Here is a 24,471-nt window from a genome sequence, read left to right on the forward strand (position 1 = left end):
GATGACTCAATAAAGGACTTGGTCCAACAGGTGGGCAATGCCCTGCCGCCAGTGCGGAAGATGGATGTCGAACGTACCGCGCAGCTTGCTGGTATCTAGCCGTGAGTTGGCAGGGCGCGGCGCGGGTAACGGATATTCGGCGGTCGTGATAGCGACCACTTTTTCCGCATTAGCCTTCAGGGCCATGCCCTGCGATTCGGCGTAGCGCAACAACTCCGTAGCATAGCCATGCCAGCTGGTTTCGCCCGCGGCAGCGAGATGATAGATCCCACTTGGAAAGCGATCACGATTCCCGTGTAACCAATGCCGGCCAATGATTTGCGCCGTGACATCGGCAATTAGCGATGCCGTAGTTGGGGCGCCTATCTGATCGGCGATTACCCGTAGCGAATCCCGCTCCCCGGCGAGTCTCAGCATCGTCTTCGCGAAATTGCCGCCATGCGCGCCCGCAACCCAGCAGGTACGCAATACAAGCGCCATAGCGCCACTGGACTCTATTGCGCGCTCCCCGGCTAGCTTGCTACGGCCATATTCTGATTGCGGATTTACCGCATCAGATTCGATGTACGGAGCATCCTTGGTGCCATCGAACACGTAGTCAGTGGAGTAATGGACCAGCAAGGCGCCGAGTGTCCGCGCCTCTTCGGCAAGGACGCCCACAGCGGTACCGTTGATGGCATGTGCCAAGTCTGGCTCGCTCTCAGCCTTATCGACCGCTGTATAGGCTCCAGGGTTGACGATTATGTCCGGCCGGATCTCGCTCAGCACTCGCCGAATTTCATCCGGGCGCGATAGATCCATGCCATGGCGGTCTAGAGCAACCACATGACCAAGCGGTGCGAGGCTTCGCTTGAGCTCAAATCCGACCTGCCCGTTGCTGCCGGTAACGAGAAGCGTCGGCACGCGGGAGATCTCACGCCGCATACTGCTTCGCCACCCAGTTCCGATATTCCCCGGACATCACGTCCTGCACCCAGGCCTGATTGTCCAGATACCACTGCACCGTCTTGCGCAGCCCGGTCTCGAACGTTTCCGCCGGCTTCCAGCCCAGCTCGCGCTCCAGCTTGCGCGCGTCGATCGCATAGCGCCGATCGTGGCCGGGCCGATCCTTGACGAAGGTGATCTGGTCCCGATAGGACCCCGAAGCCTTCGGCTTCAGTTCGTCCAGCAGGTCGCACAGCGTGTGCACCACGTCAAGGTTGGTCTTCTCGTTCCAGCCGCCAACGTTATAGGTCTCGCCGACTTGGCCGCGTGCCAGCACTTCCCGGATCGCGGAGCAGTGGTCGCCGACGTACAGCCAGTCGCGCACGTTCAGGCCATCGCCGTAGACGGGCAGCGGCTTGCCGCCCAGCGCGTTGGCGATCATCAGTGGGATCAGCTTTTCGGGGAAGTGATACGGCCCGTAGTTGTTCGAGCAGTTGGTCGTCAGGACCGGCAGGCCGTAGGTATGGTGGTAGGCGCGAACCAGGTGGTCGGAGCCGGCCTTCGAGGCCGAGTACGGGCTGTTGGGCGCGTAGGCCGTGATCTCCGAGAACGGCGGATCGTTGGGGCCCAGCGAGCCGAACACCTCGTCGGTCGACACATGCAGGAAGCGGAAGGCGGCCTTGCGGGCGTCGTCGAGCCCGTTCCAGTAGGCTCGCACAGCTTCCAGCAGGGTGAAGGTGCCAACGATGTTCGTCTGGATGAATTCGCCGGGGCCGTGGATCGAGCGGTCGACGTGGCTTTCGGCGGCGAAGTGCAGGACGGCTCGCGGCTGGTACTCGGATAGCAGCCGATCCAGCGCGGCGCGATCGCAGATGTCGGTGCGGGAGAAAATGTGACGCGGGTCGCCCTCAAGCGACGCGAGCGTCTTCAGGTTGCCGGCGTATGTGAGCTTGTCGACATTGACGACGCTGTCGGCGTCGGCATTGCCCAGCCAGTTCAGAACGAAATTGGCGCCGATAAAACCAGCGCCGCCAGTCACTAGAATGTGCGGCAAACCCCTTTCTCCCTAACAATCGATATGTTTCGAAAACGGGACAATAGCCCGGCGCCCGCCTTGATCCGTGGGTGGGACGGCAGGATCATCAGTGTTCTCAGAAGTGGCGGTATTCTATCCGAGCGCCCCCTCGGGATTACCCGGCCCAGTCATCTTTTTGTAGCCTGTTGTAACGGCTCACGCCCCCCCTCTTTACAATCGACAAAAAGTCTCCTCCGGCTCCCTTTTTTACCTCTATGCCCCATTCCCCGGTCCCCGCTTCCTACCCCTACGCCGTCGGCGACCTGCAAGGTTGCGCCCCTTCACTGGAACAACTTGTCACCAAAATTCCCGCCGATGCGCCACTTCGCTTCGTCGGGGACCTCGTCAACCGGGGGCCGGCGTCGCTCGAAACATTGCGCATGGTCCGGGCAATGGGCGATCGTGCCGAGTCGGTGCTGGGCAATCACGACATCCATCTATTAGCGGTTGCCGCCGGCGTGCGCAATCCGGGTTCGTCTGACACGCTGGACGATGTCCTGCAGGCACCGGACCGGGAAGAGCTGTTGCATTGGCTGCGGCATCGGCCGCTGGCCCTCCATCAGGGGGAATTCCTGCTGATCCACGCCGGAGTGCTGCCGCAATGGACGGTCGAGCAGACGCTGGAGCTTGCCAGCGAAGTCGAGCGGGAGCTACAGGGACCGGGCTGGAAAGCATTCCTCGCGGATATTTTCGGTAATGCGGCAAACCGTTGGCATGACGGGCTGCGCGGCATCGAGCGGCACCGGGTCGTGATCAATGCGCTGACGCGGTTGCGCTTCTGTACCGTCGACGGTGTGATGGACCTCAAGACCAAGGAGGGATTGGGCAACGCGCCCGACGGCTTCCTGCCGTGGTTCGATGTGCCGACACGCCGCACCGGGGATACGACGATCGTGTGCGGCCACTGGTCGACGCTCGGCCTGGTGATGCGGCCCGACCTGATGGCGCTGGACACAGGTTGTGTCTGGGGTGGCCAACTGACCGCCGCCCGCTTGGCGCCCGAGCCGGGGGACCGTAAGGTCATCCAGGTCGACTGTCCGCAATATTGTGATCCATTAGGCTGATAATGTCAGCCCCTTGCCGGCAATGCCGGTGCGCTACCGCACCGAGGAGCAGGCGGGATCGCGGGTAGCCGTGGTCTCCGCCGGGACGCCGGATGGCTCGCCGGCGTGCGGCACCGGTTCGCCCTGAAGCTGTCGGCACAATCCGAGCACCGCCTCGCGCGACTGCTCGGCCAAGGCACGCCGCTCGCACTCGTCCGCCGGCAGCGGTAGACCGAACGCGACCTGCGCCGTGAGCGGCGGCGCCTGCAGGATGGCGTCGAGCGTCTGCAGCAGCGTCAGGTCGCCGATATAGGCGGGGGCGACCGTGCGCTCGCCGGTGGCGGCGTCGCAATAGCGAAGCGCCACCGGCAGCACCGGCAGTCCGGCGGAGATCGGCGCCTGCATCAGATTGGCGTGGAACGGCAGCACGTCGGTGCCGTCGGTGGTAGTGCCTTCGGGAAACACGCAGACCCGATCGCCCTGCAGCATGCAGTCGGTGATGTCATGCAGCACGCGATGCGCATCGCGCTTGCGGCCGCGTTCGATGAACAGTGTGCCGGTCTGCGCGCACAGCCAGCCGATGACCGGCCAGTCGCGGATTTCTGACTTGGCGACGAAGCGCGCCGGCTCCCAGCTATGGATCACGAAGATATCGAGCCAGGAGATATGGTTGGCGACGATCATGGCGCCGCGTCCGGTCTCCGGCACCGGCCCGATCAATTCGATATCGACGCCGCAGATGCGCAGCAGCCGGCGCGACCAGCGGCGGATATGCCATTGGCGCGATGCCTTGCCGAGCCACGGGAACAGGAGCGCGCAGGTCAACAGGCCGCGTAGCAGGTGAAGGCAGAGGGCGAGCTTGCGCAGGGCGATCATGGTGTCGGAGGCCGTGAGAGCGGGCCGGGGCGGTATGCCAGTGTCGGTTGCCCTCTCCCCCGCCCCTCTCCCGCCCGCGGGCGAGGGGAGCATTGGTCAGGAAAGGGCAGCGCTGACCGCTGGCGTCAGCGGGCGGCCACCGCTTCGCCGTTGCGCGACTGCCCGGCCAGTTCATGGACCAGCTGGCCGCCGACCAGCGTGGCCGTGACCCGTCCGCGCATCTCGTAGCCCAGCCACGGCGAGTTCTTGCCCTGGCTCTTCAGCGTGCGGCGCTCGACCTTCCACACGGCATTCGGATCGAAAAGGCAGACGTCGGCCGCGGCGCCCACCGCCAGCCGCCCGGCCGGCAGGCCGATCACGCGCGCCGGCTCGCTGGTGATGCGGCCCAGCGCCTTGACCAGCGGCACCTTGTGCTCGTCGGCCCAGCGCAGCGTCAGCGGCAGCAGCAGTTCCAGCCCGGTCGCGCCCGGCGACGCCTCGGCGAACGGCAGCAGCTTCTCGTCATCGTCGACCGGCGTATGGTCGGAGCACAGCGCGTCGATGGTGCCGTCGGCCAGCGCAGCGACGATGGCGTCGCGATCGCGCCCGCTGCGCAGTGGCGGCGAGAATCGCATCTGCGAGTTGAAGTAGCCGATATCCATATCGGTCAGGCCGACATGGTGGATATTGACGTCGCAGGTGACCGCCAGCCCTTCGCGCTTGGCCTGGCGCACCAGTTCGATGCCGGCGGCCGACGACAGCCGGCAAAGGTGGACGCGCGCGCCGGTGGAGCGCATCAGTTCGAAGATCGTATGCAGCCGCACGGTCTCGGCAATCACCGAGACGCCGGACAGCCCGAGCCGCGACGCCACCGCACCGCTGGCCGCGACGCCGCCGCCCAGATATGGGTCTTCCGGCCGCAGCCAGACGGTGAAGCCGAACGTCTGCGCGTACTGCAGCGCGCGCAGCAGCACCTGCGTATTGCGGATCGGCGCCTCGGCCTGCGAGAAGCCGACGCAGCCCGCTTCCGTCAGCTGCGACATCTCGGTCAGCACCTCGCCCTTCAGGCCGAGCGTCAGCGCACCGAGAGGATACACATGGGTCTGGTTCAGCGTGCGGGCGCGGTACTTCAGCATTTCGACCAGACCCGGCTCGTCGAGCACCGGGTCGGTGTCCGGCGGGCACACCAGGCTGGTGACGCCGCCGGCGGTGGCCGCGGCCACTTCCGATTCGAGCGTGGCCTTGTATTCGTAGCCCGGCTCGCGCAGCCGGGCCGACAGGTCGACCAGGCCCGGACAGACGATCAGCCCGGTGGCGTCGATGGTCTTGTTGGCCTGGAAGTCGGCCGGCGCGTTGCCGATGCCGACGATCTTGCCGGCGGCCAGGAACAGGTCCTGCTGGGCATCGATATTGCCGGCCGGGTCGATCAGGCGGCCACCCTTGATGTGGATCTTCATATCGTGTCGCTTGCTATCGCTTGCCATTGCGGCTTGTAGTTGCGGCTTTGAGTGCAGCTTGTATTGGTGCTGGCGTTCGTCGCTCAGCCGATGCTCGCCCGGCGGATCGCGCGTCAGTCGTTGTTGCCCGCGACGATGCCCATCACCGCCATCCGCACCGCGATGCCGAAGGTCACCTGGTTCAGGATCACAGACTGCGGACCGTCGGCCACCGCCGAATCGATCTCGACGCCGCGGTTCATCGGCCCTGGGTGCATCACGATCGCATCGGGCTTGGCCAGCGCGAGCCGCTCCGGCGTCAGGCCGAACGCCTTGAAGTATTCCTGCGCCGACGGCAGCAGCGCGCCGCTCATGCGCTCGTTCTGCAGCCGCAGCATGATGATCACGTCGACGCCCTTCAGCCCCTCTTCCATGTTGTGGAAGACCCGCACGCCCATCTGCTCCAGGCCCGAGGGCAGCAGCGTACGCGGCCCGATCGCGCGCACTTCCGGCACGCCCAGCGTGGTCAGCGCGTGGATGTCCGAGCGCGCCACCCGCGAGTGCAGGATGTCGCCGACGATGGCCACGGTCAGCTTGGTGAAGTCCTGCTTGTAATGCCGGATCGTGTACATGTCCAGCAGGCCCTGGGTCGGGTGCGCATGGCGCCCGTCGCCGGCGTTGATCACGTGCACGTGCGGAGCGACATGCTCGGCGATCAGATAGGGCGCGCCCGAGCTGGCATGCCGCACCACGAACATGTCGGCCGACATTGCCGACAGGTTGTTGATGGTGTCGAGCAGCGATTCGCCCTTGCTGGTCGACGAGGCATTGATGTTCAGGTTCAGCACGTCCGCCGACAGCCGCTTGGCCGCGATCTCGAACGTGGTGCGGGTGCGCGTCGAATTCTCGAAGAACAGGTTGAACACGCTCTTGCCGCGCAGCAGCGGCACCTTCTTGACGTCGCGGTCGGAGTCCGACAGCGACACGAACTGGCTGGCGGTGTCGAGGATGTGCGTGATCATGTCGCGCGACAGCCCCTCGATGGACAGCAGATGCTTGAGCTCGCCGTTCCTGGTGAGCTGCGGGTTGCGGAACGTCTTGGTCATGGGTGAGGCGTGGGCGGGTGCGGTTTGGCTCGGTACGGGTGCGCGGGTGCTGCTGTTGCCTTTGTTCTGGCTACTTCTGCTTGTTCTGCTTCTGCTGCTTGTTCTGCTGCTGGTCTGCGTGCTGCTGCGTGCGGCTCAGCCGGCGGCAGCGTCGTTGTTGCCGTTCAGCGTCTCGGTGGCGAAGGAGAAACGGATGCCGGCGCCCTCGCCTTCGCGCGACAACACCAGATTGGTGCCGAGCGGCAGCGTGATGCGCTCGCCGACGAAGTCGGCCGCGATCGGCAGTTCGCGCCCGCCGCGATCGACCAGCGTGGCCAGCGCCACGCGGGCCGGCCGGCCGTAGTCGAACAGCTCGTTGACCGCGGCGCGGATGGTGCGGCCGGTGGCCAGCACATCGTCGATCAGCAGCACCTGGCGGTCCTGCACCGAAAACGGCAGCGTGCTCGGCTGCGCCTGGCTGTGCAGGCCTTTTTTCGCGTAATCGTCGCGGTGGAAGGCCACATTGATCACGCCGTGATGCGGCAATTGCAGATCGGCGGCCAGCCGCTCGGCGATCCAGGCGCCACCCGAGTAGATGCCGGCGATCGACCAGGGCGCACCGCCCGAGGCGGGGTCCGATGCCGCGGACAGCATCGCTTGCACGTGGTCGCGCAGCGCGCGGTAGAGCGCTTCGGCGTCGAGGGTGACGTTGGAGATCATAGCGGGAGTTGGTCGAAATACTGTTGCAGGATGATGCGGGCGGCTTCGTGATCGAGCGCCCCCGGCCTGGCGCCGTTCGACTGGGCCTCCAGCGAGCTGTAGCGCTCGTCGACCCAGGTCACGGGCAGATTGAAGCGGCCGTTGAGCTGATTGCCGAAGCGCCGCGCCAGCCTGGTCGCCGGCTGTTCGCCGCCTTCTGGCGTCAGCGGCAGACCTACCACGAGATGCACCGGCGCCCATTCGGCGATCAGCGCGGCGACGGCCTGGAAGCGGCCTTCGACGGTGATGTTCGGCACGATCGTCAGCGGCCGCGCCTCGCGCGTGATGAAGTTGCCCAGCGCCACGCCGATCTTGCGCTCGCCGTAATCGAAGCCCAGCACGGTGCCATCGGTTGGCACGGCGGACACTGGCGCGCCTTGCGGCGCCGGCTTGTGGAGCGGCGTGGCCGCGTCCGCGCTAGGCATGCCCCGCCTCGCCGGAGAGCATGGTGACATCGATGCCCAGAAGGCGAATGGCGGCGGCGAAGCGTTCCTCGGGAGGCACGCTGAATACGATCTCGGGGTCGGCCTGCACGGTCAGCCAGCCGTTGCGGCTCAGCTCTTCCTCCAGCTGGCCCGCGCCCCAGCCGGCATAGCCGAGCGTCAGCAGGAAGCGGTGCGGACCGCTGCCGTTGGCGACGGCTTCGAGCACGTCCTTGGAGGTGGTCATCTCCAGCCCCCCGGGCACCGTCAGCGACGACACGTAGACGCCGACCGGGTCGTGCAGCACGAAGCCGCGCTCGGTCTGCACCGGGCCGCCGAAATAGACGGGCTGTTGCGCAACGGGCTGGATTTCGAGCTTGAGATCGATCTTGTCGAACAGCGTGGCCATGTCGATGTCGATCGGCCGGTTGATCACCAGACCGAGCGCGCCACGCTCGTTGTGTTCGCAGATGTAGACGACGGCGCCGGTAAAAGTCGGATCCGCCATGCCGGGCATGGCGATCAGGAATTGATTCGTCAGATTGATGGGGGCTGCGGACGTCGCCATGCGTTGCATTTTATCAAATCAGCGCCAATGTTCCGGAAAAGATTCCTTCGTCCGGGCCCGCGCAGGGGTCGAATGGTGCGTGCCGCCTCGCAGCCGTTGCGCCGCAGCATCGGCGCCGCTGCATCGGCGCCGCTGTCAGTCCCCGCCTCAGTCCTTGCGTACCAGTTCCGCTAGATCCGCCGGCGTCAGCCAGCGCCACTCGCCGGGTGCCAGCGCCGGGTCCAGCGCCAGTCCGCCGATGCGGCTGCGGTGCAGTGCGGCGACATGATTGCCGGCCGCGGCGACCATCCGCTTGACCTGATGATACTTGCCTTCGGCCAGCGTCAGCCGCAGCGCCCGCTCGGCGACGATCTCGCAGGCAAGCGCGGCGATCGGCGCCGGTTCGTCCTCGAGCTGCACGCCTTCGCACAGCGCCACGGCCTGGGCTTCGGTGACGGGCTCGGCCGTGGTGACCTCGTAGACCTTGGGCACCTTGCGTTTGGGCGAGGTCTGCGCGTGGATGAACTGGCCGTCGTCGCTGAGCAGCAGCAGCCCGGTGGTGTCCTGGTCGAGCCGGCCGACCGCCTGCACGCCGCGCTCGCGCAGCGGCACCGGCAGCAGCGTGTAGACGCTGGGATGATGCAGCGGCCGTTGCGAGCATTCGTATCCGGTGGGCTTGTGCAGCATCAGATAGGCCTTCTCGTGGCAGACCCACTCCTCGCCATCGACGGTCAGCCGCAGCCCTTCCAGCACGAATTCGGCGCGCGGATCGTCGCACAGCTCGCCCTCGACCTCGACCATGCCGGCCGCCACCAGATCGCCGCAATAGCGGCGCGTGCCGAAGCCCTGCGATTGCAGGATGCGGTCCAGCGGCGTGGTCCGGGGCGGTTTGGCGGTCTTCGAGGTCATCGGTGGTCAGCGGGTGGTCAGTGGAGTCAGCGGGAATGGCGGGTTGCCGGGGGTGTTGGCACAGGAGCCATGCCACGGTAAACGGACGGGCGCGGATCGCGACGCAGCGCTGCTGCGTTACGCCGCCAGCAGCGCGCTTTCCCGATAGTGCCGCTGCGCATCCTCCGGCCGTTCGGTCTGCTCGAACAGCCGCGCGAGCGACAGATGCGACCGAATGCGCAGGCGCCGCTGGTCCTCGCTGGTGGCGTACTTCAGCGCGCGCTCGAAGTTCGACTGCGCCTTGCCCCACAGCTGTTCGCCCAGGCAGAGCACGCCCAGCGTGAAATGCAGCTCGGCATCGTTCGGATGCTGCGCCAGCCATTTCTCCGCCTGCTGGATCTGCGGCAGCGCCTGGCCGGGCTCGGCGCAGTCGGCGTAGCGCAGCACCAGCCGGCTGTCCCAGTTGACCTTCAGCGCTTCCTCGACGATCTTGCGCGCTTCCTGCTGGCGGCCCAGCGCGGAGAAATAGCGCGCCGCCGGCTCGGCGATGCGGGCGGCGCGGCGCTCGTCGTTCGACAGCGAACGCCAGAAGTCCTGCAGCGCGTCGGCGTCGTGGCGGCGCTCTTCCAGCATGGCTTCGCAGGCCATCTGCTTCAGACGCAGCGCCAGCACCGGATGCAGCGCGTTGCGCTTCTCCAGCGAGCGCGCCAGCCGCAGCACCTCGCTCCAGTTCTTCAGATGCTGATGCGCGCGCAGCGCGATCCGTTGCACATGGATCTGCCGCCCGCCCTGCGCCTGCAGCTGGGCGATCGTCTCCAGCGCGCCATCGGCATCGCGCGCGTCGACCAGCATCTCGGCGAGCGACACCAGCCGCGCCTGCTCGCGCTCGGGCGCAGTGACCTGGGCCAGCCAGCCGTCGCGCCGTTCGGCCTCCTGCATCTGGTGCGCGGCGCGGGCGCCGATCAGCGCCGCGGTCTGCGCCTGCTCGGGCCAGACCTGGGCCTCGCGCGCGGTGCGCTCGGCGCGGGCGAAGCGGCCCGCGAACAGGTTCTCGATCGCTTCGCGCAAGGCGGCCTGCGCCTTCAGCATCCGATTGCGCTCGCGATAGGCGGCGGCGCGCCGGGGCATCTCGGACAGATGCCGGATCGCCGACAGCACGGTCCACGCTGCGAAGAACAGCAGCAACAGCAGCGCCAGCGCCAGATTGAGCGACAGTTCGACCCGATACGGCGGGTAGAACAGCACCACATTGCTCTGATTGAACTGCGTGAACAGCGCCAGCCCGACGGCGCCGCCAAACAGGATCGCCACCCAGAATAGAAGTCGCATGCGCTACTCCTTCTTCAGGGAACGCAGCGCGCCAAGGCTGTCGGCCATGGTCGGCAGCTGCACGGCTACCGCGCCGGCCTGCGCCTGCTTCAGCAGGGTCTGCACGGCCTGCACGCGGCGGCTCTTGGTATCGAAATAGCGTTCGATCATGCCGTGGGCCGCGGCCAGATCGTTGCGGAACACCTGCTCGTTGCGCGACAGCAGCGCCAGCCGCGCGTTGAGCAGCCGCAGCTTGACGTTCTCGCGCAGGAACCAGCCCTGGTCGCCGGTCAGCAGCAGCGCCTCGGTATCGTCGACGCGGCGCACGCGGATCACGCGCATCAGCTCGTCGCGCACGGTCGCCCAGACGCCGGCGAACCATTGCGTCACGCGATTGCCGGTGCCGTCGCCATCCCCCGCGGCAGCAGCCGAGGCCGCGCCGGGCTGCGATGCGGCCGCAGTGCCGCGCGTCGCGCCTTCGCTGCGTTCCAGCATCCGCTCGCTGGACAGCAGCGGCAAGGCGTCGATCTGGTTGATGGCTTCGTCGAGCTTGATCGCCGCGCCGGTCAGATCGGTATCGGGCATCGCCTTGAGCCGGCCGATGTCGCGCGCGATCGCCCGGCGCAGCTGGTTGTATTCGGGCTTGTCGGAGCGGGCCAGGCGAACGTCGGCGCTCTGCAGTGCGGACAGCGCGACCTGGACGTTGCCGGTCAGCTGCAGCTGCTGGCCGGCGTTGGTCAGCAGCTGCTGGATCTCGGCGATCTCCCAGTCGTCGCGGTTGCGCATCAGGTCCTGGTAGACCTGCTCGAGCGTGGCCTGCTTGTCGCGCGTCTCGCCGACCTGGGCTTCCAGCGCGCCGACCTTGGCCTGCATTTCCTTGACGGTGGTCTGGGCCTCGCGGGTCAGCACGCGGGACTCCTGCACCAGCGCGTCGTTGGTCTGCTGGCGGCGCGCGAGCTCCTCGGTCAGCCGGTCGACCCGCTGCTGCAGCCACCAGAACGCGCCGCCGGCGACCAGCACGAGGATCGCGAGCAGCAGCCAGGCCAGGCTGCCGCGGCCGCGTGGGCTCGGCCGCTCGCCGGGCGAGACACCGGAAGGCGCCGCGCCGGGCGGCATGCCGGCCGGTGGAGGGGTGGAGGAAGCGGTGGAGGTTTGCTGTTGCGTCACGCGATCGACCTTCGTTGACGTGGATGGCGGTGATTCGGTGGGCGTGGTCGGGCCAGGCGCAGCGGGCGCGTTCCCCGGGGTAGCGCGTGCGGCCGATGCGGCCGATGCGGCCGTCCCAGCGGTAATGGAAGGCGCCTGCGATTGCCCGGCAGGGCCCGTGGCCGGGGCTTGCGCAGCCGGAGCGGGCGCCGGTACCGGTGCCGCAGTCGCGCCCGCTTCGGACTTCGACGCGGGCTGCGACGCCGATTGCGATACGGATTGCGACCCCGCTTGCGATGCCGCCTGCAATGCTGCTGCCGCCGCCGTTTTCGAAGCGGCCTGCAACTGGCTCAGATACGGCTCGGCCCAGCCCAGGCAGGCCGCGAGCAGACCCTCGTCGCCCGGCGCGGCCAGCAGCACGCGCGTGAAGCCCAGTGTCGCTGCCTGCTCGGCGATTCTCGCATGGGGGGCAATGCACTGCACTTCGCGCAGCGCGGCGTCTTCCTGCGGCGACAGATTGTCGAGAGCCAGGCGATCAAGGTTGCGCACGGCCTCGGAACTCGTCAGCAGCCAGGCTTGCGGCGGCGCGCCGGGCTTCAGACCGTCGCGTACCGCCTGCCACTGCATCGATCCCGGCACGGGCATGGTGCGTTGATAGGCCTCGACGGCGAGCACGGTGGCACCGGCCTCGCGCAGTTGGTCGCCGAGCCAGTCGCGGCCGCCGTTGCCGCGAACGATCAGCACCTCGCGACCGGCCAGCGCAGGCACGTCGAGCTGCGCCCACAACGCCTCGGAATCGAAGCGGGCGTCGGCGGGATCGAGATCGGCGGCGCGGCCATCGGCCCCGGCCGGCGATATCACGCGATGGCGCGGCGCGGCGATGCCGCGCTCGGCAAGCGCCGCCACGCTGGCGGGCCCGACCACCGCGACCGGCACCGATTCCGGCCAGACCGCGGCGCCGCCCTGCGCCAACGCGAGCGCGTCGAGCGCATAGGCAATCGCGTTGGGGCTGACGAACACGACCAGCGCGAAATCCGGCAGCCGTGCCAGCGCGGCGCGCAGCGGCGCGTCATCGGCCGCCGGACCGATGGCCAGCAGCGGAAAGCTCAATACGTCCACCCCCGCAGCCTGCAGCGCCTCGGTCAGTTGCCGGGACTGCCCGGCGGGTCGTGTGACGACGACGGTCGGGCGGGGCATCGCTTCCCCTCAGTCGCCGCTGGGGCGCACCGGTGCGCCGTCGTTGTTCAGCGCGACGGCCAGCAGCGCGTCGGCGCCCTGTGCCAGCAGCGCGTCGGCCACGGCATTGCCTAGCGCTTCCGCATCGGCGGCGTTGCGGACCTCGGCCGCGCGCTGCGCCTGCACACTGCGCGAGCCGTCCGGCGTGGCGACGAAGGCGTCCAGTTGCAGACGCGCGCCATCCCAGTGCGCGTGGGCGGCCAGCGGAACCTGGCAGGAGCCGCCGAGCCGGCGGGATACGGCGCGTTCGGCGCCGACCGCCAGTGCGGTGGGAACATGATCGAGCGGCGCCAGCCACGCGGCCAGCTCAGGCCGGTCCGAGCGGATCTCGATCCCGAGGGCGCCCTGTCCGGCTGCCGGCAGCGAGATCGCAGGGTCCAGCAGCGCGCGGATGCGGTCGGTGAGGCCCAGACGCTTCAGCCCGGCCGCGGCCAGGATGATCGCGCCATAGTCGCCGCGATCGAGCTTGGCCAGCCGGGTATCGAGATTGCCGCGCAGCGGCTGCACGACCAGATGCGGATAGCGGCTGCGCAGCGCGGCCTCGCGGCGCAGGCTGGAGGTGCCGACCACGGTGCCGGGCGGCATCTCGTCGAGCGAGGCGAATCGCGTCGACACCAGCGCGTCGCGCGGATCCTCGCGCTCCATCACGGCCGCCAGCGCGAAGCCTTCAGGCAGCTCCATCGGCACGTCCTTCAGCGAATGCACCGCCAGGTCCGCACGGCCTTCGGCCATCGCCACTTCGAGCTCCTTGACGAACAGACCCTTGCCGCCGACCTTGGACAGGCTGCGGTCCAGAATCTGGTCGCCCCGGGTAGTCATACCCAGAATGGACACATCGCACGCGGGATAGTATTGTTGCAACGCAGCACGCACATGTTCGGCCTGCCACATGGCCAGTCGGCTTTCGCGTGACGCAATCACGAGCCTGCCCGGCGCGGCGGATGAGGATGCGGAAGGGACGGAAGCTTGCATGCCGCGAATGGTAGCACGCACCCCCTGCCGGTCCTGCCGCTGCGGCGGACTGTAGCCGGCTGTGGCGGCGTGGCGCCCGAAGGCCGAAGAGCCGGGGCGAGAGCGGGTCCGGACGACGTTCAGAAACGATCGGAAACACCAGCAGCACCAGAACCAAACGCAGAGGAGATTGCATGACGCAGCCAGCTGCGCGCCCGGCCGGCCGCCGGATCCGCGCTGTCCGAGGGGGCCGCTCGGAAACCGCCGGGAAAGACGTAAACGGGACGAATGGGGCGGACGAGCCCAACGGGGCCGCCGAAGCCGGGACACCCACCGGTTCCGGCCAGACCGCTGAAACAGCCCGGCCCGCGGCGTCCTCCGCCCGCTCCGCACGCCGCGCCGCCGCAAAGCCGGCCTCCCACCTCGAAGTGGTGCCGGCCGCACCGGCGCGCAAGGCGGCGAGCGACAAGGATCTGCCGCTGCGCGAGGACATCCGCTTCCTGGGCCGCCTGCTGGGCGACGTGCTGCGCGAGCAGGAAGGCGAGGCGGCCTTCCAGATCGTCGAGACGATCCGCCAGACCGCGGTGCGCTTTCGCCGCGAGAACGACCGCGCCGCCGCGGCCGAGCTCGACCGGCTGCTCAAGCGGCTGTCGCGCGATCAGACCAACCAGGTGGTACGCGCCTTCAGCTATTTTTCGCATCTGGCCAATATCGCCGAGGATCAGCACCACAACCGGCGCCGGCGCATCCATGCGCTGGCGGGCTCGCCGCCGCAGCCGGGCAGCATGGCGCGCGCGCTGCAGGCCATCGACGCCGCCGGCGTCAGCGGCAAGCAGTTGCGCAAGTTCTTCGACGAGGCGCTGATCGTGCCGGTGCTGACCGCGCACCCGACCGAGGTTCAGCGCAAGAGCATCCTGGACGCCGAGCGCGAGATCGCCCGCCTGCTGGCCGAGCGCGACCTGCCGATGACGGCGCGCGAGCTGGCGCACAACACCGCCCAGCTGCGCGCCAAGGTCACCACGCTGTGGCAGACCCGGATGCTGCGCAATACGCGGCTGATGGTGGTCGACGAGATCGAGAATGCGCTGTCGTACTACCGCACGACCTTCCTGCGCGGCATCCCGCAGCTGATGACCGAGCTGGAGGAGGACATCGCTGCGGTCTACCCCGCCTCGCGCCGCGCCAGGACCGAGCCGGGCCCGCTGCCGCCGTTTTTCCAGATGGGCTCGTGGATCGGCGGCGATCGCGACGGCAATCCCAATGTCACCGCCGACACGCTCGAGCACGCCGCCTGCCAGCAGGCGCTGCTGATCCTCGAGTGGTATCTGGACGAGGTGCACGCGCTGGGCGCCGAGCTGTCGATGTCCACGCTGATGGTCGAGGCCAGCCCTGCGCTGCTGGCGCTGGCCGATGCCTCGCCCGACCGTTCCGAGCACCGCGCCGACGAGCCGTACCGGCGCGCGCTGATCGGCATCTACGCGCGGCTGGCCGCGACGTGCCAGGCCCTGACCGGCCGCGCGGCGCCGCGCCATCCGGTCGCCGACGCCGAGCCCTACGCCAACGCCGAGGCCTTCGCCGCCGACATCGAGGTGGTGATCGACTCGCTGCGCGAGCACCACGGCGAGGTGCTGGCGCGCGCCCGCATCGACGCGCTGCACCGCGCGATCGGCGTGTTCGGCTTCCATCTGGCCTCGATCGACATGCGCCAGGTGTCGGACGTGCACCAGGCCGTGATCGCCGAGCTGTTCGCGGTCGCCGGCGTCGAGGCTGATTACGCCGCGCTGCCCGAAGCGCGCAAGCTTGAACTGCTGCTGAACGAACTGCGCCAGCCGCGGCTGCTGACCCTGCCCTGGCATACCTATTCGGAGCAAACCCGGAGCGAACTGCACGTGCTGACGGCCGCGCGCGAATTGCGGGCCCGCTATGGCGCCCGCGTGGCGCGCAACTACATCATCTCGCACACCGAGACGCTGTCTGACCTGGTCGAGGTCATGCTGCTGCAGAAGGAGACCGGCATGCTGCGCGGCACGCTGGGCAGCAAGAGCGATCCGGCGCGCATGGAATTGATGGTGATTCCGCTGTTCGAGACCATCGAGGACTTGCGCAACGCCAGCGGCATCATGCAGGCGCTGCTCGATCTGCCGGGCTTCGCGGCGGTGCTGGCGAATCAGGGCGGCGAGCAGGAGGTGATGCTCGGCTATTCGGATTCGAACAAGGACGGCGGCTTCCTGACCTCGAACTGGGAGTTGTACAAGGCCGAACTGGCGCTGGTGCAGCTGTTCGCCCAGCGCAAGATCAAGCTGCGGCTGTTTCACGGCCGCGGCGGCACGGTCGGACGCGGCGGCGGGCCCACCTACCAGGCGATCCTGTCGCAGCCGCCAGGCACGGTCAACGGCCAGATCCGGCTGACCGAGCAGGGCGAGATCATCAACAGCAAGTTCGCCAACGCCGAGATCGGGCGCCGCAACCTGGAGACGGTGATCGCCGCCACGCTGGAGGCGTCGCTGCTGCCGACGCAGAACGCGCCGAAGGACCTGGCGACGTTCGAGAGCATCATGCAGCGGCTGTCGGACCGCGCCTTCGTCGCCTACCGCGACCTCGTCTACGACACCCCGGGCTTCAAGGACTACTTCTTCGCCACCACGCCGATCACCGAGATCGCCGACCTGAACCTCGGTTCGCGGCCGGCCTCGCGCAAGCTGATGGACAAGAAAAACCGCCGCATCGAGGATCTGCGGGCGATTCCGTGGGGCTTCTCCTGGGGCCAGTGCCGCCTGCTGCTGCCGGGGTGGTTCGGCTTCGGCAGCGCGGTGCGGTCGCTGCTGGACGAGGCGGGCGACGACAAGGCCCGCAAGGCGCTGGTGGCGACGCTGCGGCGCATGGTCAAGACCTGGCCGTTCTTCTCGACGCTGCTGTCGAACATGGACATGGTGCTGGCCAAGACCGATCTGGCGGTGGCCTCGCGCTACGCCCAGCTGTGCGACGACGCGGCGCTGCGCAAGGCGGTCTTCAACCGGATCAGCGCCGAATGGCATCTGACCGGCGAGATGCTTGGGCTGGTCACCGGCAAGCATGAACGCCTGGCCGACAACCCGCTGCTGGCGCGCTCGATCAAGAACCGCTTCGCCTACCTGGACCCGCTGAACCACCTGCAGGTGGAACTGCTCAAGCGCTACCGGGCCGGCAAGGACGGCGACGACGTGCGCGTACGGCGCGGCATCCATCTGACCATCAACGGGATTGCGGCGGGGCTGCGCAATACCGGTTGAGGGGCCTCGCTGGAATACGGGCTGAGGGGCGGTAGTCTGCCCACCAGCCCGGTCGTCACGCTGCGTGTCGCGGTGCCGCCCGATTCAGGGGCCGCACCGCGAGGCACAATCCCATGGCCTTCAGGATGGCGGTGAGGCTGCTCAGCGCGGGGTTCCCCTTTGGCGAAAGGGTGCGGTAAAGCTGGGTGGGATTGAGGTCTGCCTGCTCGGCCACGGCTTGCACGCCGCCGAACGCCTGCGCCAGTTGCCGCAGCACCGTCAGCAATTCGCCTTGGTCGCCATCTTCCAGAATGCCGTTGATGACATCGAGCGCGAGCGATGGATCGCTGCGGTACAGCTCGGCCATCGCCTCGTCATGCGGTCTGCTTCTCATCGTCGCCTCGTTGTTGCCAGTCTTGCCAATAAGCTACCGCTCGATCGATATCGGCCTGCTGAGTGCGCTTGTCGCCCCCGCATAGCAGCACAACGATGCGGTGTCCGTGCAGCGCGTAGTACACCCGATAACCGGGCCCCACGTCGATGCGCAGCTCGCACACCCCTTCGCGGCAGTACCTGTAGTCGCCAAAATTGGCGTGCTCCATGCGAGCCACGCGGCGAATCACGGCCACTTTGGCCTCGCGGTCACGCAAGCGGCTCAGCCAATCCATGTAGAGATCCCGCTGCCCGTCGGCCGTGACGTAGTGTTCGATCAAGTACCGGGTCATTTTCGTTTAATGACGAATGGAGGTCAACCGAAATGGGAAGGAAGGCAGCACCTTGAGGCGCGTTGCGGCCGCATGCGGTGGTCGCCATGTCTCGGCGGCTCTGCCTTCGGTGGCGGCGTGCTGCCGCGCTGGAATGACGCTCGAGCGTAGGCTGGGCGGCACGATGAAAGTGTTCCCGTCCGTCAACGGTGCCCGGCAACGATATAATTGCCGCTTTTCCTATCCTCCTTTCCGTTGCCCGGCACGCCTCGGTGCGTGGGCACTGTCCCGTTCCCTACCGCCATGACCTCCCAACTTGCCAAGAAAGGCGAAGCCTGGTCCGCCCGCTTCTCCGAACCGATGTCCGACCTGGTGAAGCGCTATACCGCTTCGGTGTTCTTCGACAAGCGCCTGGCGCTGTTCGATATCCAGGGCTCGCTGGCGCATGCGGCGATGCTGGCCCGGCAGGGCATCATCAGCGATGCCGACCGTGCCGAGATCGAGCGCGGCATGGCGCAGATCCGCGGCGAGATCGAGGCTGGCAGCTTCGAGTGGAAGCTGGACCTGGAAGACGTCCATCTGAATATCGAGGCGAGGCTGACCGCGCTGGTCGGCGATGCGGGCAAGCGGCTGCATACCGGCCGCTCGCGCAACGACCAGGTGGCCACCGATATCCGCCTGTGGCTGCGCAGCGAGATCGACAATATCGTCGGCCTGCTGGGCGACCTGCGTAACGCGCTGCTGGATCTGGCCGAGCAGCACGCCGACACGATCCTGCCGGGCTTCACGCACCTGCAGGTGGCGCAGCCGGTGACCTTCGGCCACCATCTGCTGGCCTACGTCGAGATGTTCACGCGCGATGCCGAACGGATGCAGGACGCGCGCAAGCGCGTCAATCGCCTGCCGCTGGGCGCGGCCGCGCTGGCCGGCACCAGCTATCCGATCGACCGCGAGTTCGTCGCGCAGCAACTGGGCTTCGACGGGGTCTGCCGCAATTCGCTGGACGCGGTGTCCGATCGCGACTTCGCCATCGAATTCTGCGCAGCCTCGGCGCTGGTGATGACCCACGTGTCGCGGTTCTCGGAAGAGCTGGTGCTGTGGATGAGCCCGCGTGTCGGCTTCATCGATATCGCCGACCGCTTCTGCACCGGCAGCTCGATCATGCCGCAGAAGAAGAACCCGGACGTGCCCGAGCTGGCGCGCGGCAAGACCGGCCGCGTCAACGGCCATCTGATCGGCCTGCTGACGCTGATGAAGGGACAGCCGCTGGCGTACAACAAGGACAACCAGGAAGACAAGGAGCCGCTGTTTGACACGGTCGATACCGTGGTCGACACGCTGCGCATCTTCGCAGACATGGTGCCGGGCATCACGGTCAAGCCCGAAGCAATGCGCGCCGCCGCGCTGCAGGGCTATGCCACCGCGACCGACCTGGCCGACTATCTGGTCAAGAAGGGCCTGCCCTTCCGCGACGCGCACGAGGCGGTGGCCCATGCGGTGCGGGCCTGCGACGCGCGCCAGTGCGATCTGGCCGACCTGACCGTGGCGGAGCTGCGCGACGCCACCGGCCTGGGCGACAAGGCCGCGCTGATCGGCGACGACGTCCACGGCGTGCTGACCCTCGAAGGGTCGGTCGCCGCCCGCAACCATATCGGCGGCACCGCGCCGGACCAGGTCCGCGCCGCGATCGCGGCCGCGCGCAAGGCCGGCTGATCGATCGCTTTGCCGATCGGCGGATCTGCTGGTTGGCTGACCTGCTGGTTGGCTGACCTGCTGGTTGGCTGACCTGCTGATTTGCTGGTCCGCGGATCGGCTGTCGGTCCGCCGCCTATCACGACGTCCCCGCTCCCCGCGGGGACGCTCCCCACCTTGGTGGGGAATCTCCCCCTCCCGCCTCTCTCTCCACCCGCCCTCTTCTGGTACAGACAACGCAGACAATGTGACGAATTGGGGATTAACCCTAGCGATTTGCCGTGGGGTTCAACCGTAAACTGACGCGCCACCCCGGTTTTTCCCCATCCCTAGGACGTTCACATGTCTCTCCTCATGAGGATCTCGCGGCTTATCGACGCCGTGAACGATGTCATCGGGAGGTGGGCGAAATGGCTGATCCTGCTGGCCGTACTGGTCTGCGCGGGCAACGCCATCATTCGCTACACCTTCAGCATCAGCTCCAATGCCTGGCTCGAATTGCAGTGGTACATGTTCGCCGGCGTGTTCCTGCTCGGCGCGCCGTACACCCTGCGCAAGGACGAGCATGTCCGCATCGACGTGATCGCCGGACGCTTCTCGGAGCGCACGCAGGTCTGGATCGACATCTTCGGCATTCTGCTGTTCCTGCTGCCGATCTCGCTGATCATCCTGTGGCTGTCGATCCCCTACTTCTGGCTGTCCTACGCCGGCCATGAAATGTCGGGCAATGCCGGCGGCCTGATCCGCTGGCCGGCCAAGTTCCTGATCGTCGCGGGCTTCTTCCTGCTGGTCCTGCAGGGCCTGTCCGAGCTGATCAAGCGCTTTGCCTATCTGAGGGGCGAGCTGCCGTTCGAGGCCTTCCGCAAGCACGGCCACAGCCCCGCTGAAAATGCCGCCGTGCTGGCCGACGGCGGCCGCTCCGGTCCCCCGGCAACCCCGTAAGCGAGGACCGCGATGACGCAATTCCTGATCGACAACATGGCGCCGATCATGTTCGGCTCCCTGGTGGTCTTCCTGCTGTCGGGCTTTCCGATCGCCTTCGCGCTGGCGGCCAACGGGCTGCTGTTCGCCTTCATCGGCATCGAGCTGGGCCTGCTGGCGCCGGAACTGCTGCAGGCGCTGCCGAGCCGGCTGTTCGGCATCATCGAGAACGACACGCTGCTGGCGATTCCGTTCTTCACCTTCATGGGGCTGATACTGGAGCGGTCCGGCATGGCCGAGGATCTGCTCGATACGATCGGCCAGCTGTTCGGCCCGATCCGCGGGGGCCTGGCCTATGCGGTGATCTTCGTCGGCGCGCTGCTGGCGGCGACCACCGGCGTGGTGGCGGCCTCGGTGATCTCGATGGGGCTGATCTCGCTGCCCCTGATGCTCAAGTACAACTACGACAAGCGGCTGGCGACGGGCGTGATCGCCGCTTCCGGCACGCTGGCGCAGATCATCCCGCCGTCGCTGGTGCTGATCGTGCTGGCCGACCAGTTGGGCCGCTCGGTCGGCGACATGTACAAGGGCGCCTTCGTGCCCGGCATGGTGCTGACGGGCCTGTACATGCTGTACGTGCTGCTGATGACGCTGATCAAGCCGGCCTCGGCGCCGGCCCTGCCTCTGGAGGCCCGCACCTTCCGCGAGCCCAGCGGCAAGAGCGGCTCGACCTCGGTACTGGTGCTGACCGCGCTTGCCGTGGTGGTCGGCGTGGTGGTCGACCTCAATTACAACCCCGGCGGTCCGCTGGACGAGCGGCTGGTGGTGTCGATCGGCGCCGCGATCTCGTTCGCCTTCGTGCTGGCGGTGGTCAACCGCGTGCTCAAGCTCAATCTGCTGTCGCAGATGGCCGAGAAGGTGACCTTCGTGCTGATCCCGCCGCTGGCGCTGATCTTCCTGGTGCTGGGCACGATCTTCATCGGCGTTGCCACGCCGACCGAAGGCGGCGGCATGGGAGCGCTGGGCGCGCTGGTGCTGGCGCTGATCAAGGGCCGGCTGAACCTGAGCCTGACCAGGCAGGCGATGGACTCGACGCTGAAGCTGTCCGCCTTCGTGATCTTCATCCTGATCGGCGCGCGGGTGTTCTCGCTGACGTTCTACGGCGTCGACGGCCACCTGTGGGTCGAGCATCTGCTGACGGCGCTCCCGGGCGGGCAGACGGGCTTCCTGATCGCGGTCAACATTCTGTTCTTCCTGCTGGCCTTCTTCCTCGACTTCTTCGAGCTGGCCTTCATCCTGGTGCCGCTGGTCGGGCCGGTGGCGGACAAGCTGGGCATCGACCTGATCTGGTTCGGCGTGCTGCTGGCGGTCAACATGCAGACCTCGTTCATGCACCCGCCGTTCGGCTTCTCGCTGTTCTACCTGCGCTCGGTCGCACCGCGCTCGGTCAAGACCTCGGACATCTACTGGGGCTCGGTGCCCTTCGTGGTGATCCAGCTGATCATGGTTGCGCTGATCATCCTCTTCCCGGGTCTGGTTACGACCGACAAGGCAAAGGCGCAGGACCGCAGCATCACGCGCAGCCTGGACATCGACTTCGGCACGACCACGCAGCCGGCGCCGAGCGCACCGGGGTCGACCGGCCCATCGGAGGCGCCCGAAGCGCCGACGCTGCCGGGCGGCGCGCAGCTCGAGACGCCAGGCGCGCCGGCCCAGTCGAACGACAGCGGCCCGGCGGCACCGGTGTTCGAGTTCGAGAAGAAGTAGTTCGAGAAAAAGTCGTCCGGGCCGAGATCGTTCGAGTCGAAATCGCTCGGACGACGGCACCAGGCAAAACGGCCGGCATCAACATGATGCCGGCCGTTTTTGCTTTACCGCGGCGCCGCCGTCAAACCGTCTGCTTCACGCAATCGACGAAATACACGCGCTTGCCGTCGATCTCCTCGGCTACCAGGCCGTGGATATCGGTCTCGAAGCCCGGGAACAGCTGGTTGAACTCGCGCGCGAACTTCAGGTACTGGACGATGGTCCGGTTGAAGCGCTCGCCCGGGATCAGCAGCGGAATGCCCGGCGGGTACGGCGTCAGCAGGATCGCGGTGACGCGGCCCTCCAGATCGTCGACCGGCACCCGTTCGATCTCGCGGTGCGCCATCATCGCCCACGCGTCCGACGGCTTCATCGCCGGCTCCATGTCCGACAGGTACATCTCGGTGGTCACGCGCGCGACGTCGCTGGCCTTGTAGACGCTATGGATCGCGTCGCACAGGTCGCGCAGGCCCATCCGCTCGTACTGCGGGAAGCGGGCGACGAATTCCGGCAGCACGCGCCACAGCGGCTGGTTCTGGTCGTAGTCGTCCTTGAACTGCTGCAGTTCGGTCACCAGCGAGTTCCAGCGGCCTTTGGTGATGCCGATCGTAAACATGATGAAGAACGAGTACAGCCCGGTCTTCTCGATGATGATGCCGTGCTCAGCCAGGTACTTGGTGACGATCGCCGCCGGAATGCCGCGCTCGCTGAATTCGCCGTCGACATCGAGCCCCGGCGTGATGATGGTGGCCTTGATCGGGTCGAGCAGGTTGAAGCCGTCGGCCAGATCGCCGAAGCCGTGCCAGCGATCGTTGGCCTTCAGCATCCACGCCTCGCGGTCGCCGATGCCGTCCTCGATCAGCGCCTCCGGCCCCCAGACCTTGAACCACCAGTCGCCGTTGTTGCCGGCATCGTAGTCGCCCTCGACCTTGCGCATCGCGCGGCGGAAGTCCAGCGCCTCCTGGATGCTCTCCTCGACCAGCGCGGTACCTCCGGGCGCTTCCATCATCGCCGCGGCCACATCGCACGAGGCGATGATCGAATACTGCGGGCTCGTCGACGTATGCATCAGGTACGCCTCGTTGAAGCGGTACCGGTCCAGCTTGCGCGTCTCGGAGTCCTGCACGAGGATCTGCGAGGCCTGCGACAGCCCGGCCAGCAGCTTGTGGGTCGACTGCGTGGCGAACACCAGCGCGTCCTTGCTGCGCGGACGATCGCGCCCGATCGCGTGCATGTTGCGATAGAAGTCGTGGAAGGCCGCGTGCGGCAGCCAGGCCTCGTCGAAATGCAGCGTGTCGATCTCGGCCGCCAGCATCTCCTTGATCTGTTCGGCGTTATAGAGCACGCCGTCGTAGGTGCCCTGCGTGATCGTCAGGATGCGCGGCTTCTGGTTCTTCGCCTGGCTGGCGAACGGGTGCGCGGCGATCTTGCGGCGGATGGTCTCCGGGTCGAACTCGCTCTTCGGAATCGGGCCGATGATGCCGTAGTGGTTGCGCGTCGGCATCAGGAACACCGGGATCGCGCCGGTCATCATGATCGCGTGCAGGATCGACTTGTGGCAGTTGCGGTCGACCACGACGATGTCGCCAGGCGCCACGTTGGCATGCCAGACCATCTTGTTCGACGTCGAGGTGCCGTTGGTGACGAAAAACATGTGGTCGGAGTTGAAGATCCGCGCCGCATTGCGCTCCGATGCCGCCACCGGGCCGGTATGGTCGAGCAGCTGCCCCAGCTCGTCGACCGCGTTGCAGACGTCGGCGCGCAGCATGTTCTCGCCGAAGAACTGGTGGAACACCTGGCCGACCGGGCTCTTCAGGAAGGCGACGCCGCCGGAGTGGCCCGGGCAGTGCCACGAGTACGAGCTGTCCTGCGCGTAGTCGATCAGCGCCTTGAAGAACGGCGGCGCCAGCGATTCGAGATAGACCTTGGCTTCGCGGATGATATGCCGGGCCACGAACTCGGGCGTGTCCTCGAACATGTGAATGAAGCCGTGCAGCTCGCGCAGGATGTCGTTCGGGATATGGCGCGAGGTACGGGTCTCGCCGTACAGGAAGATCGGCAGATTGGCGTTGCGGCGGCGCACCTCCGTGACGAAGGCGCGCAGCTTCTCGATCGCCGCCGCTTCCGGTTCGTCGGTGCCGCTGGCGAACTCGTCGTCGTCGATCGACACGATGAAGGTCGAGGCGCGGCTGGACTGCTGCGCGAACGAGGTCAGGTCGCCATAGCTGGTCAGGCCCATCACCTCCATGCCCTCGGCTTCAATGGCCTGGGCGAGCGCACGGATGCCCGAGCCGGAGATGTTCTCGGAGCGGAAGTCTTCATCGATGATGATGACGGGGAAGCGGAATTTCATCGGGCGTCCTCGCGGAAAGGAGTGAGAGGCAAAAGGACTTGAGCCACATGGCCCGCGTTCGGCGCGCGGGGA

Annotated in this window: 20 protein-coding genes; 5 read left to right on the forward strand and 15 right to left on the reverse strand. The window is 67.2% G+C overall.

The window, feature by feature from the left end:
• Nucleotides 1-6 precede the first annotated feature (6 nt).
• The gene (rfbD, locus tag HTY53_RS11830) at nt 7-924 is read right to left on the reverse strand and encodes a dTDP-4-dehydrorhamnose reductase (RefSeq protein ID WP_174106776.1); all 918 of its coding nucleotides are present in this window, start codon (nt 922-924) and stop codon (nt 7-9) included.
• On the reverse strand, nt 914-1,978 hold the full coding sequence (gene rfbB, locus HTY53_RS11835; RefSeq protein WP_174106777.1) for a dTDP-glucose 4,6-dehydratase: 1,065 nt from the start codon (nt 1,976-1,978) through the stop codon (nt 914-916). The genes rfbD and rfbB overlap by 11 nt, the downstream gene beginning before the upstream one ends.
• A gap of 236 nt (nt 1,979-2,214) precedes the next feature.
• Here rfbB and HTY53_RS11840 point away from each other — a divergent pair, with 236 nt between their 5' ends.
• Entirely contained in the window at nt 2,215-3,063 is an 849-nt protein-coding gene (locus HTY53_RS11840; protein WP_174106778.1) for a symmetrical bis(5'-nucleosyl)-tetraphosphatase, read from the forward strand.
• Between the two features lie 33 nt (nt 3,064-3,096).
• On the opposite strand, the gene HTY53_RS11845 is transcribed toward HTY53_RS11840, so the two are convergent.
• The 10 genes from HTY53_RS11845 to hemC all read right to left on the reverse strand — a co-directional run bounded on the left by HTY53_RS11845 (nt 3,097) and on the right by hemC (nt 13,696).
• The gene (locus tag HTY53_RS11845) at nt 3,097-3,918 is read right to left on the reverse strand and encodes a lysophospholipid acyltransferase family protein (protein ID WP_174106779.1); all 822 of its coding nucleotides are present in this window, start codon (nt 3,916-3,918) and stop codon (nt 3,097-3,099) included.
• A gap of 125 nt (nt 3,919-4,043) precedes the next feature.
• Entirely contained in the window at nt 4,044-5,354 is a 1,311-nt protein-coding gene (locus tag HTY53_RS11850; RefSeq protein ID WP_174106780.1) for a dihydroorotase, read from the reverse strand.
• Between the two features lie 113 nt (nt 5,355-5,467).
• Nucleotides 5,468-6,439, reverse strand: coding sequence for an aspartate carbamoyltransferase catalytic subunit (locus HTY53_RS11855; protein WP_006575889.1), 972 nt, complete (start codon nt 6,437-6,439; stop codon nt 5,468-5,470).
• Between the two features lie 135 nt (nt 6,440-6,574).
• Complete coding sequence (pyrR, locus tag HTY53_RS11860; protein ID WP_174106781.1) at nt 6,575-7,138, reverse strand: bifunctional pyr operon transcriptional regulator/uracil phosphoribosyltransferase PyrR; 564 nt, start codon at nt 7,136-7,138, stop codon at nt 6,575-6,577.
• Nucleotides 7,135-7,602: a Holliday junction resolvase RuvX gene (ruvX, locus tag HTY53_RS11865; protein ID WP_238511585.1), complete on the reverse strand. Its 468-nt coding sequence runs from the start codon at nt 7,600-7,602 to the stop codon at nt 7,135-7,137. The genes pyrR and ruvX overlap by 4 nt, the downstream gene beginning before the upstream one ends.
• Nucleotides 7,595-8,167, reverse strand: a complete 573-nt coding sequence (locus HTY53_RS11870; protein WP_174106782.1) for a YqgE/AlgH family protein — start codon at nt 8,165-8,167, stop codon at nt 7,595-7,597. The genes ruvX and HTY53_RS11870 overlap by 8 nt, the downstream gene beginning before the upstream one ends.
• 147 nt (nt 8,168-8,314) lie before the next feature.
• The gene (locus tag HTY53_RS11875) at nt 8,315-9,055 is read right to left on the reverse strand and encodes a 16S rRNA pseudouridine(516) synthase (RefSeq protein ID WP_174106783.1); all 741 of its coding nucleotides are present in this window, start codon (nt 9,053-9,055) and stop codon (nt 8,315-8,317) included.
• A 117-nt stretch (nt 9,056-9,172) separates the two neighbouring features.
• The gene (locus HTY53_RS11880) at nt 9,173-10,363 is read right to left on the reverse strand and encodes a heme biosynthesis protein HemY (RefSeq protein ID WP_174106784.1); all 1,191 of its coding nucleotides are present in this window, start codon (nt 10,361-10,363) and stop codon (nt 9,173-9,175) included.
• 3 nt (nt 10,364-10,366) lie between these two features.
• Nucleotides 10,367-12,685 (reverse strand): fused uroporphyrinogen-III synthase HemD/membrane protein HemX, encoded by a 2,319-nt coding sequence (gene hemDX, locus HTY53_RS11885; protein ID WP_174106785.1) that lies wholly within the window; start codon nt 12,683-12,685, stop codon nt 10,367-10,369.
• 9 nt (nt 12,686-12,694) lie between these two features.
• Complete coding sequence (gene hemC / locus HTY53_RS11890) at nt 12,695-13,696, reverse strand: hydroxymethylbilane synthase (RefSeq protein ID WP_174106786.1); 1,002 nt, start codon at nt 13,694-13,696, stop codon at nt 12,695-12,697.
• A 173-nt stretch (nt 13,697-13,869) separates the two neighbouring features.
• Between hemC and ppc the strand changes: the two genes are divergently transcribed.
• Nucleotides 13,870-16,944: a phosphoenolpyruvate carboxylase gene (gene ppc, locus HTY53_RS11895; protein WP_174106787.1), complete on the forward strand. Its 3,075-nt coding sequence runs from the start codon at nt 13,870-13,872 to the stop codon at nt 16,942-16,944.
• Between the two features lie 55 nt (nt 16,945-16,999).
• Here the strand turns inward: ppc and HTY53_RS11900 are convergent, their stop codons facing one another.
• On the reverse strand, nt 17,000-17,317 hold the full coding sequence (locus HTY53_RS11900; RefSeq protein WP_174106788.1) for a helix-turn-helix domain-containing transcriptional regulator: 318 nt from the start codon (nt 17,315-17,317) through the stop codon (nt 17,000-17,002).
• A complete protein-coding gene (locus HTY53_RS11905) occupies nt 17,298-17,648 on the reverse strand; it encodes a type II toxin-antitoxin system RelE/ParE family toxin (RefSeq protein WP_174106789.1) in 351 nt (116 codons plus the stop codon). The genes HTY53_RS11900 and HTY53_RS11905 overlap by 20 nt, the downstream gene beginning before the upstream one ends.
• Before the next feature lie 282 nt (nt 17,649-17,930).
• On the opposite strand from HTY53_RS11905, the gene argH reads away from it, so the two are divergent.
• The 3 genes from argH (at nt 17,931) to HTY53_RS11920 (ending at nt 22,007) form a co-directional block, all read left to right on the forward strand.
• Entirely contained in the window at nt 17,931-19,340 is a 1,410-nt protein-coding gene (gene argH, locus HTY53_RS11910; protein ID WP_174106790.1) for an argininosuccinate lyase, read from the forward strand.
• A 321-nt stretch (nt 19,341-19,661) separates the two neighbouring features.
• Nucleotides 19,662-20,261 (forward strand): TRAP transporter small permease subunit, encoded by a 600-nt coding sequence (locus HTY53_RS11915; RefSeq protein ID WP_174106791.1) that lies wholly within the window; start codon nt 19,662-19,664, stop codon nt 20,259-20,261.
• 12 nt (nt 20,262-20,273) lie between these two features.
• Complete coding sequence (locus HTY53_RS11920; protein ID WP_174106792.1) at nt 20,274-22,007, forward strand: TRAP transporter large permease; 1,734 nt, start codon at nt 20,274-20,276, stop codon at nt 22,005-22,007.
• 121 nt (nt 22,008-22,128) lie between these two features.
• Here the strand turns inward: HTY53_RS11920 and HTY53_RS11925 are convergent, their stop codons facing one another.
• Complete coding sequence (locus HTY53_RS11925) at nt 22,129-24,399, reverse strand: arginine/lysine/ornithine decarboxylase (RefSeq protein ID WP_174106793.1); 2,271 nt, start codon at nt 24,397-24,399, stop codon at nt 22,129-22,131.
• Nucleotides 24,400-24,471: the final 72 nt, after the last annotated feature.

The sequence above is a fragment of the Cupriavidus gilardii genome, assembly GCF_013314895.1.
Taxonomy (GTDB): domain Bacteria; phylum Pseudomonadota; class Gammaproteobacteria; order Burkholderiales; family Burkholderiaceae; genus Cupriavidus; species Cupriavidus gilardii_C.

Coding starts and splice junctions, on each gene's coding strand:
- hemC (WP_174106786.1), bottom strand. CDS start 13,696: ATGCAAGCTTCCGTCCCTTCCGCATCCTCATCCGCCGCGCCGGGCAGG.
- HTY53_RS11875 (WP_174106783.1), bottom strand. CDS start 9,055: ATGACCTCGAAGACCGCCAAACCGCCCCGGACCACGCCGCTGGACCGC.
- ppc (WP_174106787.1), top strand. CDS start 13,870: ATGACGCAGCCAGCTGCGCGCCCGGCCGGCCGCCGGATCCGCGCTGTC.
- argH (WP_174106790.1), top strand. CDS start 17,931: ATGACCTCCCAACTTGCCAAGAAAGGCGAAGCCTGGTCCGCCCGCTTC.
- HTY53_RS11855 (WP_006575889.1), bottom strand. CDS start 6,439: ATGACCAAGACGTTCCGCAACCCGCAGCTCACCAGGAACGGCGAGCTC.
- hemDX (WP_174106785.1), bottom strand. CDS start 12,685: ATGCCCCGCCCGACCGTCGTCGTCACACGACCCGCCGGGCAGTCCCGG.
- ruvX (WP_238511585.1), bottom strand. CDS start 7,602: ATGCCTAGCGCGGACGCGGCCACGCCGCTCCACAAGCCGGCGCCGCAA.
- HTY53_RS11915 (WP_174106791.1), top strand. CDS start 19,662: ATGTCTCTCCTCATGAGGATCTCGCGGCTTATCGACGCCGTGAACGAT.
- HTY53_RS11870 (WP_174106782.1), bottom strand. CDS start 8,167: ATGGCGACGTCCGCAGCCCCCATCAATCTGACGAATCAATTCCTGATC.
- HTY53_RS11925 (WP_174106793.1), bottom strand. CDS start 24,399: ATGAAATTCCGCTTCCCCGTCATCATCATCGATGAAGACTTCCGCTCC.
- rfbD (WP_174106776.1), bottom strand. CDS start 924: ATGCGGCGTGAGATCTCCCGCGTGCCGACGCTTCTCGTTACCGGCAGC.
- HTY53_RS11850 (WP_174106780.1), bottom strand. CDS start 5,354: ATGAAGATCCACATCAAGGGTGGCCGCCTGATCGACCCGGCCGGCAAT.
- HTY53_RS11900 (WP_174106788.1), bottom strand. CDS start 17,317: ATGAGAAGCAGACCGCATGACGAGGCGATGGCCGAGCTGTACCGCAGC.
- HTY53_RS11845 (WP_174106779.1), bottom strand. CDS start 3,918: ATGATCGCCCTGCGCAAGCTCGCCCTCTGCCTTCACCTGCTACGCGGC.
- HTY53_RS11880 (WP_174106784.1), bottom strand. CDS start 10,363: ATGCGACTTCTATTCTGGGTGGCGATCCTGTTTGGCGGCGCCGTCGGG.
- HTY53_RS11905 (WP_174106789.1), bottom strand. CDS start 17,648: ATGACCCGGTACTTGATCGAACACTACGTCACGGCCGACGGGCAGCGG.
- HTY53_RS11920 (WP_174106792.1), top strand. CDS start 20,274: ATGACGCAATTCCTGATCGACAACATGGCGCCGATCATGTTCGGCTCC.
- pyrR (WP_174106781.1), bottom strand. CDS start 7,138: ATGATCTCCAACGTCACCCTCGACGCCGAAGCGCTCTACCGCGCGCTG.
- HTY53_RS11840 (WP_174106778.1), top strand. CDS start 2,215: ATGCCCCATTCCCCGGTCCCCGCTTCCTACCCCTACGCCGTCGGCGAC.